This is a genomic window from Emticicia sp. 21SJ11W-3, from assembly GCF_024138715.1.
In the GTDB taxonomy this organism is placed as follows: Bacteria; Bacteroidota; Bacteroidia; order Cytophagales; family Spirosomataceae; genus Emticicia; species Emticicia fluvialis.
In genome coordinates this window covers 4,783,312-4,798,841 of the sequence record NZ_CP092074.1, presented here as the reverse complement: position 1 = coordinate 4,798,841, position 15,530 = coordinate 4,783,312, and the positions used below count along the sequence as shown (strand labels likewise).

The following is a 15,530-nucleotide window of genomic DNA, read 5'->3' as shown; positions in this document are numbered from 1 at the left end:
CATTACAAACATAAATAAAAATTTATTATTTAAAATACAGAATTTTGTGTCGTTAAAAATAAACCCAATTGAAAATGACAAAAATAACGATTGCAAAAGGAGACGGCATAGGGCCTGAAATAATGGATGCCACACTAGAAATTATAATGGCGGCAGGCGCTGAAATTGAAGCAGAGGAAATAGAGGTAGGGGAGAAAGTATATCTGGCGGGCAATACCTCTGGTATAGCTGCTGAAGCCTGGGATACCATTATACGCAACAAGGTTTTTTTAAAAGCGCCCATTACTACACCGCAGGGTGGGGGCTATAAAAGTCTGAACGTTACCACCCGAAAATTTTTGGGTTTATATTCAAACGTTAGACCCTGCATGAGCTTGTATCCTTTTGTGAATACGAAGCATCCTGAAATGGATATTGTGATTATCCGTGAAAATGAGGAAGACCTATACGCAGGTATTGAGCATCAGCAGACCGACGAGGTGGTTCAGTGCCTGAAACTGATAAGCAGACCTGGCTGCGAAAAAATTGTACGTTATGCTTTTGAGTACGCCAGACAGCAAAACCGGAAAAAGGTAACCTGTTTTACAAAAGACAATATCATGAAGCAAACCGATGGCTTGTTTCATCAGGTTTTCGATGAAATTGCCAAAGAATACCCGGAAATAGAAAACGAACACTGGATAATTGATATTGGTGCGGCAAAAATGGCCGATACCCCTGAAGCCTTTGATGTAATTGTGATGCCCAATTTATACGGTGACGTGCTGAGCGATGTGGCAGCTCAGATAACGGGTTCAGTGGGCCTGGCGGGTTCTGCCAATATCGGTGAAGAATGCGCCATGTTTGAGGCAATTCATGGCTCAGCACCCAGAAGAGCAGGGCAAAACGTGGCTAATCCTTCAGGGTTGCTCAATGGAGCCATTATGATGCTTAACCATATTGGCCAAACAGAGGTGGCCGAGAAAGTACATAATGCCTGGCTGAAAACGCTTGAAGATGGTATACATACCTATGATATTTTTAAAGAAGGCGTAAGTAAGCAAAAAGTAGGAACCAAGGAATTTGCCCAGGCAGTAATTGGTAATCTGGGCTGTAAACCAGCCACGCTGAAGCCGGTTAGCTACGCCGGAAATTCAACGCTTAATCTCCCTAAATACGTCCGAAAGCCTGCCGCCAAAAAAGAACTGGTCGGGGTTGATGTTTTTGTTCACTGGTCAGGCACAGACCCTGAGGAACTGGCGCCGATTATTAAAAAAATTGAAAGTGAGGCAGCGGTGTTAAGCATGATTACCAACCGCGGTATAAAAGTATGGCCGAACGGGTTTAAAGAGACCTTCTGCACCGACCACTGGCGATGCCGTTTTAAACCAGCTGAAGGCAAAGCAATAGATAAAAATGATATTATTGAATTGCTGGGTAAGGCGCTGGCTGAGAATATAGATACCATAAAAACCGAAAACCTTTATGCCTTTGATGGCAAACCGGCTTACTCATTAGGACAAGGTCAATAAATTAAAAATATGAACATTCAACTTATAAATGGCGAGTTCAGCTGTAATGATGCCCTGCAGCTTGTAACGCAAATGGTACATGCCAAAATCAGGTATCATGAAAGTAAGATTGCTTTAGACAGCACTGAAGAAGACATCAAATACCGGGAGTCTAGAATAAAAGGTCTTCAGAAAGAACTGTTTGAGTTCAGGAATCTGGTCATGAGTAAAAGTGGCAATATAAAGCTGGATGCCGTTATATCTGCCCGGCTTATGTAAGCATAATTTATGTGCCATTGAATGGAAGGGCGCGCTTGCTGAAATGACGGCGCGCCCTTAGTTCCTCAAGCTGTTGTTGATAAAATTTCATCTAAAAAAAACATGGCCGCAAAACTATTTATTGTTTGTCCGTTTTCAAATATGGAGGCCTTTCTGCAATCCAGATTCGGTGTCGACGCTTTCTTTCTGTCTTATCCCGGCGCTTCTTTGCTGCAGGCAGAAGATTTTGATTCGGTCATTAATTATTTAATTACTGAAGAGAGCATCAGAACCATATATCTGGTAAATGATGCAGACTGCAGGTTTATTAAGAGTGTAATTGAAAAAAAAGGTATGAATGGCTTGCCTCACGAACAAGCTTTGGAAGAGCTATACATTGAGCATTATTTTTCTTGCTTCAAAGACAGGCCATCAGCTGAGCAGCAGTTTAAACTGGCAGAGCTGAACGTAAATAAGCAGGTTACTAACGTAGCGTATTTTTTAAGCAGGCTTCGGTGCAGGCCGGCCAATAAATTAGAGGTCAAAGGCCTGGTAACAATTAAAGAAAACAATATTTTAAAAGAAATAATAAGAGAAAACCCCATAAAAAGTACATCCGGCAGTACTTGTATGATTTTTTGATCATAAAAAACCGAACCTACAAAATAAAACCTTTAAGATTCTGAATTTTTACTTCAACAGAAAAACAATACAATAGAGGTTAAGCTAGCTATACTATTCCCGGAAAACAGTACCCATAGTTAAGTTTTCTGGGCGTAGTATAGCTTTTTAGTTTTGGTCTCTCAAAATATGAGTAAATAAGGTTTAAAGGCATGATTGAGATGGCAATTCTGATAAATGAAATAGCCAAAATTGTGCAGTAAAAAAGGAAGGTAAATTTATGAAATTATTTGTAAATTTGAAGGGGGCCACCCTGGTTACACCTGCTCAGACCCAAACGGAAGCAGGTACCATTTTTTACTGTGATTATCATTTTTAGCTTATCAATTTATAACCCTTTAATTCCTGAAGATTAAAGGGTTACAATATCAAAAATTATGCGCCATCTTATTTTCTTTTTTCTGCTGATAAGCAGTGTAGTTTATTCACAAAAAATAAGCATTGAAATAAAAGTGCCTGAGTTGTCGATAATTGATTCCATTCAGTTGTCTAAAGAAATATTTAATAGCAACAAGATAATTTTTTCAGAAAAGGAGATTAAAAAAAATGCTTTTCAATTTAAAGCGGGCAATCCTGGCTTTTACTTATTGAAAATTAATACTACAAATATAAATGTCTATTTAAAACCCAACCAAAGTTATAGTTTAACAATCAAAGAATTGAAAGATGGCCCATTGGAGGTGAAATTTGGGGATTCAATTAATGATTATTTACAAAAGCAAAATGATTTAACTCAGAATTACAGATATAATGGTAAGAGTTTAATAAGGTGTGATGGCGAGACCGAATTTCCGATAGCTCTGCAGGATTTACTTCAGAAACATGAAGATTTGCTTCAAAAACTTTGTGATAGTATTTCTGTTTCTTCTTTAGATAAAAAACTTTTAAGAAGTCGGTTTGTAAATTACAGCAATTGGCAAAAATTAATTAAAACTTTATCATATTATAGTGATAAGACTGAAAAAGTACCTGATTATTTTCAAATATCAGCAGAATTGCTTGATATAAAAAGCAAGAATTTGTCTTATGGCAATAACATGTTTATACCTATGCTGCGTATGTACACAACTTATTTAGCCACATCTTCATTTGTTAATAAATTTAATAAAAAGGAACTTGAAACCACACCTCAAAAGTTGATAATAGCTGAATACCAAAAGAATGGAATTAATACGATTAATACACTTTCATTAGATACAGAGATTAAAGACCTTATGCTCTTCTATTTTATGGAATCTCAGATTCGCGCTATTCATTATTCTGATGATACAACCTATTTATCTGAAAAATATATAAAAAACGCAGAGTATCTGGCTATTTTAAGAGATAAGTTAAGATTGTTAATTTATAGTAGTATTCCTGATTTAAGCTTAGAAAAAGATGATGGAACTACCATTAAGTTGTCAGAATTAAAAGGTAAAGTTATATACGTAGATTTTTGGGCTACTTGGTGTGCGCCATGTATAAAGGAGTTTAGTCATTCTATAAACTTAAGAAAAAAATTTAAAGATAGAGAAGACCTGGTGTTTATCTATGCATCTCAAGATAGTGATAAAGATAAATGGAGAATGTTTTTAAAAAATCATCCTGACTTACAGGGATTACATGTTGTGTTAAAAGAGGAACAACTACAAAAATTAAGCAACTCTATAAATTTAAAATCTATTCCTCATTATTTAATTATTGACAAGGCCGGTAAAATTGCAATGAACTTTGCTCCTCGTCCTTCAGATAATAAAACCAGTATTATTCTCCAAAAAGTGCTAGATAATAAACCTATCAATTAGTTCTTTACTCAATGCGAAATCTGTGTTTATTCATGTTTGCACTATTATCTGTTTTCGCCCGTAGGTTTAAAAAGATTCCAATTAGGTGTTCACTATTAATTATACCATAAATGATAGAGGGGCTTGTCGCAAACAAAAAAGCCAAGACCCTCAAAGAAATAGAGAAAGATAAGTCTGCAAGGAGTGCCCTTAATTTTACCTGTTTTAGCCTGAAAGTATAAAAAAGCCAAGCGTCAAAGAAGAAGCCTGTAGTTTTCTTTCTTTGAAGAAGAGGCCAACAAAACAAAAAAGTGAGCGTGCATCCTAACTTCAGGGCATTATCTGCCGGCAATTAATTGCATAATAGCCGGTTATAAAATGCACAGTTCATACCAGCTGCTTTCTTAACATATTAATTTCTTCCTGCTGACTTCTGAGAATTGTTTCTTTTTCCTGCAACTTAAACTGCAATTCACCTGCCCGCTCTTTCAGATAAGCAATTTGTTCTTCTAAATTCTGAGTAAATTTCTGATACAATTTAAGCTCATTTTCATGGGTTTTGTTTTCAATAGAATCAGCACGCTTCTTGCCTGAAGTTTGGTAAGAGACCTCTATGCCGCAAACCTTGGTGATTACGGGATAATACTTGGGTGAAACAGTGGATTTTTGGTTAATCCAGTTGTTGTAGGTGGCTTGCGAAACATTGAGTAACGCGGCCATTTCATGTTGTGTTAATCTCTTCTCTAATTGATAATTAAAGAGAGCTTCTTCTATAGGTTTCATCGCAGCAATATAGTTAAGGATTAGTATTCAGTAACTAAATAGAGTAACGCAAAGTAAAAAATATTATTTGAATAGTCAATAGTTAATAATTCGGTATTTAAGTTAAGTGCTTTATAGTCAGGCAGCTGTACAAAGTTAATAACTGCGGGCATTGCAAATATAGAATTTTATTAAGATTTATTATTATTTTATTATTAGTGTTTTGATTGATTTTACAAATCAAAACCCACAAATTTGATTTGTAAAGGTTTTAGGACAGTTTGTTTTTAGAAAACAGCCTTTAACTTTTACATGTGACTATCAAACTACTTTTATGAAACTCCCCGGTTTACTTTTTATACCGGCTTCTATTCGTAGCCACGTAATGCCTGCTATGTATGTAGCCGATTTACTTGCCGATAAGTACGAAATTTACTTTGCAGTAACCGATGATATACTGGCAGATTTAGTTGAAAAAAACGGTTATAAGGCAATCAGACAAAGTGGCGTAAAAGTGATGTTCAACATGGAAAGTACTTTTATTGCCATTGAAAAGAAAAAAAAGGTCAGTTTCTGGAGTTTATCAAAGGCATACTGGAACAACGAGCTATTCAGGTATCGCCAGAATGAATTAAGCCGTATTTTAGAAGTAGTAAAACCCGCAAGTGTTGTTATTGACATATTTAGTAGTACCGACTATCTGGTACTGAAATCACTCAATCAAAGCCTGAATATAGTTTTTTTCAATCCCATGTTGTCTACGTATAGGGTAAATGGTTATCCGATAGTATCAGAGGGGGCCTGGTTAAAAAACAGGGCAATTGAACCTAAGAAAATAAAAGGAAAGCCGGGTTTCTGGTGGAATTTTACCCATCCTAAACGAAGCATTCTTGCATACCTGAACCAGCGACAGGAAAAGCGCATATTTCAAGAAAGCGGAGTGTCAGAGAACACGTTAGACAAAGAAAATCATTTCACAAAGATGTTCCGGGGGGTGCCGGAGTTGATTGCAGCACCGCTTGAATTTGAGGTTTCGCCTCATGTAAGGCAGGAATGGCAGTATTATCTGGGTCTTTGTACCCGCTCGCAAAGGCAGGATACTGAATTGGACACTTCTTTTGCCGAATTATGGCCAGATATTAAAAAGCATCGGGCAAACGGGCAAAAAATTATCTATTGCAGTTTTGGTACTTATTATGCCGGGCCGGATAGAACACTTCTGAATTTTGTCTCCAATCTGGTTGAGGTAATACATGAGCTTGGTAATATTCAACTTATCATATCTGTCAACCGGTTTGTTATTGAGACATTCAAATCTCAGTTAAAGGCAGGGGGTAACATCTGTTTTTTTTCAAGAGTACCACAGCTTGAGGTACTCGAAGAGAGCGATTTATTTATAACCCATGGCGGTTTGGGTTCAATTAAAGAAGCCATTGAGTTTGGGGTGCCGATGATGGTTTATCCGCTGGATATGCACTACGACCAGAATGGAAACGGCTTGAAGGTGGAGTATCATGGTATAGGGTTGAGGGGGAATTTTGCCTATGAACGTACAAATGATATGAAATCAAAAATTGAAAGGCTTTTAAATCACGAGGTATTTAAAGAAAAAACCACCGAAAGTTTGCAAAAAATAAAAAGCTGTTATTCGCATCAAAGGAATCAGGTAATACTTAATCAGCTAGGACTATGAGATTAAACATGAATGAAAAAAATGTATTTGAAGCACTTTGGCAACTATTAACCATTTCAAAAGTTAAGGTTACTGAAACAAGCCTCAAAAGTGCCATTCTTCAGCATAATCATCCGACTTCAATACTAGGTATAAGTGAAATACTGAATGAACTGCATATACCCAATCTGGCAACCAGACTTGACCCCGGGCAGCTCTACGAAATTCCGTTGCCTGCTATTGCCTATTTTGACGACAATGGTGGCAGTTTTGTGACGATTACCAAAGTTGAGAACGATACAATTGAATGGAGACATGACATGGAAGGGATACGTAAAGAATCAATTACCAACTTTACGCATAAATGGCAGGGAATAACTTTATTAATAGAGCCCAATGAAGAATCTGGTGAGCCAAACTTTAAGCAAAATCGTAGAAATGAAATTCTGAATGGTTTGCGTTTGCCATTTTTTGTGGTAGGTCTGCTAGTAATCTTGGGTATGATGGGCTTTGAAACTTTTCAGGAGATTTTATTTCATAACAACCAGCTGTATTACGGTTTGCTGCTATCTAAAACTATCGGATTAACTATTTCTGCCATGTTGGTTTGGTATAGTCTTGATGCCGGCAACTCATTTCTGCAAAGTGTGTGTAAATTAAATAATAAATCAAACTGTGATTCTGTATTAAATTCTCCGGCGGCAAAGCTATTTGGATGGATATCATGGGCAGAAATCGGGTTTTTTTATTTTTCAGGTGGTTTTTTAGCACTGCTTTTTGATGGAGTACGTGCCATACCTTTCATTCAGATTCTGGGTGTTATGGTGATGCCTTACACCCTATGGTCTGTTTATTATCAGGGTTTTGTTGTTCGGAAATGGTGTGTCTTATGCCTTAGTATACAAGTTTTATTATGGGTAGAGTTTTTAATCAACTGGCCAATAAATACTAGTTTACCTGCTACTTTTTCGTATAAAATTGCACTAATAGCTTTTCTGATTACCCCTGTTCTCTGGGTATTAATAAAAGGCCTCCTTATAAAATCATTGCGGGCAGATAGTCTTTACGTTGAACTACAAAAACTAAAGTTCAACACCGATTTTATGAATTCAATATTTAGTAAAGAAACATTTCTGCCTCCGTTTTTTGATGGAATGCAGACCATACAAATGGGCAACAATGATGCCGGCAATCATTTACTCTTGATATTGAGCCCCGGGTGTGGCTCTTGTAGGCAATCTTATTTTGCCGCGAAAAGATTGATAGAGAACGAGGGTAATATAAAGATTGATATAGTTTTGGCCGCATCAATGGCTGCACACGATGAGGGAGGTAAGGTTGCATCTCAGATATTGGGTCAGGCCAACGGTATTGATATAAAAACTGCTTTGGATGAATGGTTTAACGATAATAACAAAGACATAGAGAAATGGGAGGCAAAATTTGGAATAAAAAATGATAACAAAAATGGACGAGAACAAATGGCTCTGCATTTAAGATGGTTGGAAATGGCAAATATCAGAGAAGCACCAGTTAGATTCCTTAATAACAGGTTTATCCCTAAAACATATCAGGCCGATGATCTGGGTAAAATAGTCAGGAATCAATTCAATCTAGGATTTGCAAATCAAACTTAAATAATTCTCAATTTAACATTTAAGAATCATGGAAAAACTGTTAAAATTCAAAAGTTCTTCATTGTCAAAATCAGAAATGGCAAAAATTCTGGGGGGTGGTCAATGCGGCTATCAACAGAAAGTTTATCATACCATGTGGGATGCCTACCTCAAAAGCTATACTACAGTTGTAACCACTTATTGGAAACCTGCCCCTTATGATTCGAACGGTGTTTCAAAAAAGAATGCCGTATATCTGGCAGGTCAAAACGGAACACATTATTGTTGTGATCATTGCCCCTGGAATTATCCAGTTTAATGGAGTTGTTAAAACTTGGTAAATACTTTTGGTCTCATGATTTTGATACTTTTATCTGATGTATAATAAGTTAAAAGTAGTTCAAACAAAGAGTAAGTAGGTTTCTACTTACTCTTGAAAGGTACTGTGTTGCAGAGAGGGGAGTGTCCAAAAAACAAATTAACATGATACCGAAAAATCTTTTTTTTACTAGACCAATCAACCGTTAATGAAATGCGAAAATCAGCGGGGTGGAGACTTTTTTTTACCATTAGTAATTCTTACGCTTTACAAAAAAGATGCTTGCCAATTTGGGAGCATTCACTTTGGCTTACGATCGTTTATTTTGTTCTTTTTGTGTTTTTTTCGTGTTCGGCAGATAAAGCAAGGAATGATAAGCTTAAGGTTGTCCAGAAATCAGCCGACAAAGGTTACTCGCAGAAAACTCCGGGTTATATATACTTCACATTAGAAGCCAATACCGCCAGAGAACTATTACTGAATTGTAATTCTCGGGATGGATATGCGCTGGTTAACCTGAATAAAAATAAATTAAAAGATTCGATTCTTTCCGGCGACAATTTAATGGTAACTATAAACTCAATGAATAAGGAGATTACATTCAATATTTCGCAGGAATTCAGAAAGGGAGATGTCGTAGAAATTGCTCTTAATAAAAAGGATTATCCTATTTTTAGATTAAAGAATCGGAGTTTTAACTTCAATGAGATGAACTATTACACCTTACTGAATCTGAAAAGTATAGGAATTGATGATTTCGATCAGAAAATTTCAAATACAGTAGCGCTTGAGCCAGACTCTAAAGCAAAGATATTGAAGGGAGAATTTCTGAGTCCAACAAAAAGCATACAATATAGTCAGCATTTCTTGGATAGCCTTTATAGAAATAACCTCGTTTCAGAAAAGTTCTATCAGGAAACCAAACAAAGACAAACATACAATTTTTATAGCGGGGTGCTTCAAAGCAGAAATAAAATCCAGGTTGATACACACATTACCAAACAATTGATTAATGATAGCCTGGTAAATAAGCTATACTATATCCAGTTTCTTTACAATTGGGCTAAATATCTGGTTGAAAAAGATTTTACTTCCAGTAATCATATCAGATATTTTGAGAAGTGCGAAGAAATTTATGCAGGTAAATCAAAAACAGGTGTGCTTATGTACGCCTTAGGAATGGTTCATTCACAAAGCAGGAACGAAGCCCAAAAGCTGGCGAGGCGTTTTTATAACTTAACTGCCGATAGCTCAATTAGAAGTTTTTTGCATGCTACTTACTTTCAATCTGATAAGGCAGCTGGGCAGGCAAAGATTATTGATTTACAAGGAAGAAAATTCGACAATCTTAATGAAGTAATCAAGACAGACAAACAAGCGTTTTATTATCTCGATTTCTGGGCCTCATGGTGTGTTCCATGTAGAATTGAAATGCCTTTGTCTATTCAATTAAAGCGAATATATGAAAATAAGGGCATTAAATTTCTGTATCTGTCGATAGATGAGAGTCATGATGCTTGGAGAAAAGCTAACACCCAATTGAACTTAGGCAATCAGGGAAGTCTTTTGCTAATGAATGCTGGCCAATCGGAAATTATCAGAAAGTTTGATGTATCTGCCATACCTCGATACATGATTATGGATAAAGCTGGCAAAGTAATCAATAGTGATGCACCCCGGCCATCAGATCCGAAAATCAGAGAAGTTTTTGATGGATTGTTGAGGAAGTAAGATATCGTCTTGAAGTGGCCAAAAATGAAGCAACTACTGTTGCATCCTGGGGTGGCTGGGTACATGCTTATTACTGTTGTGATAACTGTTCTTCTCATACCAATAAGTCGTGGTAAATTGTTTAATTACACTAACCCTGATACAATTCGGGGTTAGTAAAGCTCTGACTAATGCTTACAAATATGAAATTTACTTATTGTAATCTTTTAGCAATTATCTTTTTTAGTTGTGCAAGCGAGCAGAATAAAATGCAGGATAAGGCCTTGGCAAATCCTGACATTGATTCTGTAAACGTTATGGTAAAAAAAGATGTATTAAATAACCATGTATTGGCTTATGAAGACATTTTTGACGAGTTAAATGATTTAACGGAAGGCCGTAATTCGATTCCGGAATCAGGGTTAATCTCTACCTCACACTGGCGTTCTCAGGATATCTTAATAAGAAATTATGATGAAATAATTGAAATAGAAGCAGATAGTACCAGGCCAAAATTGATAGTGGCAAGAACGAAAAATGAAAAAATAAACAAAGAACTCAATTTTGATTACAGTTATAGATGCCAATCTGACTCTGAGAATGATAATACTTTTTTAAATGCATTTTTTTTAGATAGTACTTATTTAAATAACTATGCATTGAGAGAAGAAAAAATTGACAAAAAATTTAAGCAGAAAGAGGACTATTTAAAAGTGTATTGCAAGCAGTTTAACTTAGACAAATCATTTTTAAACGATTGGATGAACATTATTAAGTATGATAAATTATATAGGAGAACGTATTTTGGCAACTATGAAAAATGGGACAGGAAATATCTGGAGGAACTGAGTAAGAGTGTTTCAGAATTGAACCAGCACCGTTTATTGGATATGCCTTATTATCGCAAAAGTTGCTGGGGTATAGTAAACCTGCTTTATTACCTTAAGTATGGTAAAGAGTCCATAGAACTAAAAAAAATGTTTGCTGTCATTGACCAGAACTTTAAGGCTGATACTAAAGATTATCTGCAGTTTAAATTATTATTTTGGGTCGATAAGCAAACCACCCGGATTAGATTTTCTAAAAAAGAATATGATAGCTTAACCAATGTTTTTTATGCCACCAGCAAAACATCTGAATATAATAATTACTTACGCAAGAGCCTCAGTTTAAAGAAAATCAGATTTAATAGTGATGAATTAATCAGTACCGGTCAGCGGGTAAAATCACTCGCTAAAATTCTTAACAACCAATTAACCTATATTGATTTTTGGGCGTCTTGGTGTGTTCCGTGCAGACAAGAAATGCCTGACTCGAAAAAACTGGCAATTGATTACAAAAATATGGGGATTAATTTTATTTATATCTCTATGGATGACAACCCTGTGGCGTGGCAAAAGGCAATAAAACAAATTGGGTTATCAGAAAATCAAAATTATTTAATGCCTGAGGGGAGCAATTCAGAAATGGCGAAAAAGCTTAAGATTATAACTATTCCCCGCTACATGATAATGGATAAAGAAGGTAAAATTATCAATTCTGATGCGCCGCGCCCGTCAGACCCTAAAATCAGAGAAATTTTTGATGGATTGTTGAAAAAGTAAGATATCGACTTGACAACCTGAAGTAAACATTTATTACCTATACAAAGCAGTTGAAGGAGTACTTTATTGCTGGTCTCATTGTAGCGCAGCTACTTGGTGCAAAGGTTGTTAGTAATAGATATTTAGGCTTAAGATAGCAAGCCATCAACTTAAATTGCAGCAATGAGATTTTTCAGTTTTGCATTTACCTTATTAATCGTGCTTTCGTGCAAAAAGAGCAATGAATAAGAATGCCCCGTTGTTGATGAAGGTTACGTAGGGCAGTAGCTTAATTAAAAATTTAGACACAAATATTTAAGAATATAAAAATGAAGAATTTAGTTAAGTTGTTAAAAGTATTTATTTTTTTTATTTGTTTAGTTATTATTAATTCATCTTGCAAGAATGATTCAAATAAAGACCTACTAAAAATAGTGGGAAACTTAGACAACCTTCCTGATGGAAAAATACAGCTAGTTCGATTAGATAGATCAATAATTTGCAGCACAACAACAATTAAAGGCAAATTCCATTTTTTTCTTAAAAAAGCAGAATTTGGAGAGCCAATAATTGTAGCTTTAGAACACATAGATTCAAATAACGTCAAAAGATTGTTTGGATTTAAAACAAGATTAACCCTAAATGGGAAGCCACATTTTCTTTCAAATTTCATGTTGGAAGATGGGATAAAAATAAATGGGAAATTAGAGGAATTTATTTCTTATTCAGATAAACTAAAGATTGTTTTCCCGAATAAAGAAATAGAAACAGGAGAACAAACAGAGGCTTACTTCTCGACTTATTTCCTAAAAAGGATAGATTACACTAAGCTGAAAAAATCTATTGAAAAGTATCCTGATTCATTCTATTTGCTTTATGAATTAGAAAGAAATAGACATGATTTCACGAAAGAAAATATCAATTCGCTACTTAGTCTCTTTTCCAAGCAAATTCAATTAAGTAATACTGCTCAAAAACTTAAAAGGTATATTGTTACAAAAGATAATTTTACATTAAGTTTTAATACAAAATTAGCTTCTATTGATAATTCTATAAAACCAGTATTAACTAAAGGAGGGGAAAGTACATTGCTTATCCTATGGGCATCTTGGTGTGGACCTTGTCGTCAAGAGATACCGACACTCAAAGAAATACACAAAAAAAATAAAAACAACCCATATTTAAGAATGGTATCAGTATCGCTTGATGAAGATACAAAAGCATGGAAAAAAGCATTAGCTATAGAAAAAATGGATTGGGAGCAATTTATTATTACTCCCGAATTAAAAGCGTATCAAAACGACTTATTTCAATTTGACGGAAGTATTCCTACAACACTTTTCGTAGGTAAAAATGGTAAAATACTCTATAAAATCAGAGGTTTTGATGTAAAAGACGGACCTACACAAACCGAGCAAATCATCAATAAATATTTTAACTTAAATAATTGATATTTCTTTCTTTACCAGCAAAAACCTTAGTATAATTATAAATTGTGTAATAGCCTAAGCCTAAAAAAAATCAGACACAATACTGACGACCTGATTGGTACCAATAAACAAGTAAAATCACTCGCTAAAATTCTTAAGAACCAATTAACCTATATTGATTTTTGGGCGTCTTGGTGTGTTCCGTGCAGACAAGAAATGCCTGACTCAAAAAAACTGGCAATTGATTACAAAAATAAGGGGATTAATTTTATTTATATCTCTATGGATGACAACCCTGTGGCGTGGCAAAAGGCAATAAAGCAAATTGGGTTATCAGAAACGCATAATTATCTATTGCCAAAGGGAAATGATTCAGAGATAGCCAAAAAGCTAAAAATAGTGGCTATTCCAAGATACATAATCATGGACAAAGAGGGTAGAGTTATCAATTCTGATGCGCCGCGCCCGTCAGACCCTAAAATCAGAGAAATTTTTGATGTTATGCTAAAAAAATAAGATGTTACCTACTAACCTTAAATATCAATTGATAACCTGGCGAAGGCAATTGAAAGAATACATGGCTTTAAGAAAGAAAAAAGGTGTGTATTTAAAACAGTTGAAAAAATCTGTCAGCACAATTCGGCGATTGGATACAGGGGCGATAAACAACGACATAAAAGAAATACGGCTCTTTGCCATTTTCAGAAATGAATCATTGCGGTTGCCCCATTTTATTGAATATTATAAGCAGTTAGGAGTAAACAGATTTTTTCTGATTAACAATAACTCGACTGATAACTCGCAAGCAGTTATTGCAAAAGAAGAAAACGTACATATCTTCAATACCTCAGAAACCTATGTTAACCATTGGTACTGGATGGAGCATTTGCTGGATAATTACGGAAAAAACCATTGGTGTGTTGTGGTAGATATTGATGAACTTTTTTGGTTTCCAAATGCAGAAAGCCTGAACATACGCGCGCTGGCACAATATATGGAAGAAGAGGGCTCTACGGCTATCAGGACTTTCTTGCTGGATATGTATCCGGCAGAACAAGTGGGTTCTTCTGCTTATGACGGGGGGAGTCCGCTCTTGTACCTTCCGTACTTTGATAGAGAATACAAGGAAAGTTGTTTTGGTTTTTTTGACCGAATCAGGTTCTTGAATTTCAGGTCTGTTATATTTACCGGAGGCATGAGAGAAAGGGTTTTCGGAGCAATAAATCCGCCTCATATTTTGTCGAAAATACCGCTTTTCAAAAACTTGACAGGTACTTATTTAGTACAAGGTATGCACGCAATTAATGGTGCGAAAGTCAGTGATATTCAGGGGGCGGTTTTTCATACTAAATTCCTGTCTGATTTCATCAGTGAAGTAAACGAAGAAGTAAAAAGAGGAGAACACTATGGCGGCGCATTTTACTACAAACATTTTGAAGATGTCATCAAGAAGAACCCTGAAATAAGTTTTCATTATGAAGGCTCAGTGAGGTACGTCGATTCCCGCCAATTAGTAAGCCTTGGTATCATGAAGACTAGTCAGCAATATGAACAGTTTTGCTCTGATTTAAAAGAAAAAAAGACACATGATGATTTGGCTGACAATCAACAAACGCAACAGTAAATAGACGCATTAGCCCCTTGCATACCAGCCCGCTTCTAAAGTGGGTTTTGATATTGCGTGATGTTCTGACCATTAATTCGATTTTCTCCCTGCCAGTTTTCATTTAAGCCATAATTCATGCTTCTGAAATAACAGAAAAGTAACGTTGAATAAAAATTTGCTTTTATTGTTTAGGTATGAATAGTTTACGTATATTCGTAATGTAATGAATATTAAAGTTTTGATTGAAGCTAATCATACAGTCATAACTGTTTTTAATTTTGCCTGACTATAAAAATTAACATTGTCATGTTTACAACTTCATTTTCTAAAGACAATGCTGCTGAGGCTACATATCTGTTTTTTTAAATCAATCGATACTGAAGTAACTGAAGTATTAAAACTATGAAAACGTGGCTTTGGGGTATAATTCTGCTTATTAACTACTCTCTGTATGCGCAGGAAACAGCATTGAGCTTTAATACTACCAACGCATTAACCGGCCAGAGTATTTCTATTATTTATCATGGAGTACCTCAGGATTCTGTTGAGCTTTTTATTTATAGGCAAGAGCATGATAAAGAATGTTATCTGGAAAGAAAATTGATTGGTAATTGTAAGGAGGGCCAGAAATTTGAAA

Annotated in this window: 13 protein-coding genes; 12 read left to right on the top strand and 1 reads right to left on the bottom strand. The window is 35.5% G+C overall.

The window, feature by feature from the left end:
• Window positions 1-74 precede the first annotated feature (74 nt).
• The 4 genes from MB380_RS20310 to MB380_RS20295 all read left to right on the top strand — a co-directional run bounded on the left by MB380_RS20310 (window position 75) and on the right by MB380_RS20295 (window position 4,216).
• Window positions 75-1,511, top strand: coding sequence for an NADP-dependent isocitrate dehydrogenase (locus MB380_RS20310; protein WP_101724624.1), 1,437 nt, complete (start codon window positions 75-77; stop codon window positions 1,509-1,511).
• Between the two features lie 9 nt (window positions 1,512-1,520).
• Entirely contained in the window at window positions 1,521-1,769 is a 249-nt protein-coding gene (locus MB380_RS20305) for a hypothetical protein (RefSeq protein ID WP_101724623.1), read from the top strand.
• Between the two features lie 102 nt (window positions 1,770-1,871).
• Window positions 1,872-2,390, top strand: a complete 519-nt coding sequence (locus MB380_RS20300) for a hypothetical protein (RefSeq protein WP_253531013.1) — start codon at window positions 1,872-1,874, stop codon at window positions 2,388-2,390.
• 416 nt (window positions 2,391-2,806) lie between these two features.
• Complete coding sequence (locus MB380_RS20295; protein WP_253531011.1) at window positions 2,807-4,216, top strand: TlpA disulfide reductase family protein; 1,410 nt, start codon at window positions 2,807-2,809, stop codon at window positions 4,214-4,216.
• Window positions 4,217-4,582: 366 nt separating this feature from the next.
• On the opposite strand, the gene MB380_RS20290 is transcribed toward MB380_RS20295, so the two are convergent.
• A complete protein-coding gene (locus MB380_RS20290; RefSeq protein ID WP_253531000.1) occupies window positions 4,583-4,978 on the bottom strand; it encodes a helix-turn-helix transcriptional regulator in 396 nt (131 codons plus the stop codon).
• 313 nt (window positions 4,979-5,291) lie between these two features.
• On the opposite strand from MB380_RS20290, the gene MB380_RS20285 reads away from it, so the two are divergent.
• From MB380_RS20285 to MB380_RS20250, 8 genes are all read left to right on the top strand, one after another.
• On the top strand, window positions 5,292-6,650 hold the full coding sequence (locus MB380_RS20285) for a glycosyltransferase (protein ID WP_253530997.1): 1,359 nt from the start codon (window positions 5,292-5,294) through the stop codon (window positions 6,648-6,650).
• Between the two features lie 8 nt (window positions 6,651-6,658).
• Window positions 6,659-8,266 (top strand): vitamin K epoxide reductase family protein, encoded by a 1,608-nt coding sequence (locus tag MB380_RS20280; RefSeq protein ID WP_253530994.1) that lies wholly within the window; start codon window positions 6,659-6,661, stop codon window positions 8,264-8,266.
• A gap of 28 nt (window positions 8,267-8,294) precedes the next feature.
• Window positions 8,295-8,564, top strand: a complete 270-nt coding sequence (locus MB380_RS20275) for a hypothetical protein (RefSeq protein WP_253530992.1) — start codon at window positions 8,295-8,297, stop codon at window positions 8,562-8,564.
• A gap of 582 nt (window positions 8,565-9,146) precedes the next feature.
• A complete protein-coding gene (locus tag MB380_RS20270) occupies window positions 9,147-10,295 on the top strand; it encodes a TlpA disulfide reductase family protein (protein WP_253530990.1) in 1,149 nt (382 codons plus the stop codon).
• Window positions 10,296-10,477: 182 nt separating this feature from the next.
• Entirely contained in the window at window positions 10,478-11,878 is a 1,401-nt protein-coding gene (locus MB380_RS20265) for a TlpA disulfide reductase family protein (RefSeq protein WP_253530988.1), read from the top strand.
• Between the two features lie 308 nt (window positions 11,879-12,186).
• Window positions 12,187-13,308 carry a thioredoxin-like domain-containing protein gene (locus MB380_RS20260; RefSeq protein ID WP_253530986.1) on the top strand — a complete coding sequence of 374 codons (1,122 nt, stop codon included), beginning with the start codon at window positions 12,187-12,189 and terminating at the stop codon, window positions 13,306-13,308.
• A gap of 42 nt (window positions 13,309-13,350) precedes the next feature.
• Entirely contained in the window at window positions 13,351-13,803 is a 453-nt protein-coding gene (locus tag MB380_RS20255) for a TlpA disulfide reductase family protein (protein ID WP_253530968.1), read from the top strand.
• A 1-nt stretch (window position 13,804) separates the two neighbouring features.
• Entirely contained in the window at window positions 13,805-14,911 is a 1,107-nt protein-coding gene (locus tag MB380_RS20250) for a glycosyltransferase family 2 protein (RefSeq protein WP_253530966.1), read from the top strand.
• The last annotated feature ends 619 nt before the right edge of the window (window positions 14,912-15,530 follow it).

Bases quoted from the DNA above. Each gene is read 5' to 3' on its own strand.
- MB380_RS20250 (WP_253530966.1), top strand. From the start codon at position 13,805: ATGTTACCTACTAACCTTAAATATCAATTGATAACCTGGCGAAGGCAA.
- MB380_RS20310 (WP_101724624.1), top strand. From the start codon at position 75: ATGACAAAAATAACGATTGCAAAAGGAGACGGCATAGGGCCTGAAATA.
- MB380_RS20300 (WP_253531013.1), top strand. From the start codon at position 1,872: ATGGCCGCAAAACTATTTATTGTTTGTCCGTTTTCAAATATGGAGGCC.
- MB380_RS20280 (WP_253530994.1), top strand. From the start codon at position 6,659: ATGAATGAAAAAAATGTATTTGAAGCACTTTGGCAACTATTAACCATT.
- MB380_RS20290 (WP_253531000.1), bottom strand. From the start codon at position 4,978: ATGAAACCTATAGAAGAAGCTCTCTTTAATTATCAATTAGAGAAGAGA.
- MB380_RS20295 (WP_253531011.1), top strand. From the start codon at position 2,807: ATGCGCCATCTTATTTTCTTTTTTCTGCTGATAAGCAGTGTAGTTTAT.
- MB380_RS20275 (WP_253530992.1), top strand. From the start codon at position 8,295: ATGGAAAAACTGTTAAAATTCAAAAGTTCTTCATTGTCAAAATCAGAA.
- MB380_RS20265 (WP_253530988.1), top strand. From the start codon at position 10,478: ATGAAATTTACTTATTGTAATCTTTTAGCAATTATCTTTTTTAGTTGT.
- MB380_RS20305 (WP_101724623.1), top strand. From the start codon at position 1,521: ATGAACATTCAACTTATAAATGGCGAGTTCAGCTGTAATGATGCCCTG.
- MB380_RS20260 (WP_253530986.1), top strand. From the start codon at position 12,187: ATGAAGAATTTAGTTAAGTTGTTAAAAGTATTTATTTTTTTTATTTGT.
- MB380_RS20270 (WP_253530990.1), top strand. From the start codon at position 9,147: ATGAATAAGGAGATTACATTCAATATTTCGCAGGAATTCAGAAAGGGA.
- MB380_RS20285 (WP_253530997.1), top strand. From the start codon at position 5,292: ATGAAACTCCCCGGTTTACTTTTTATACCGGCTTCTATTCGTAGCCAC.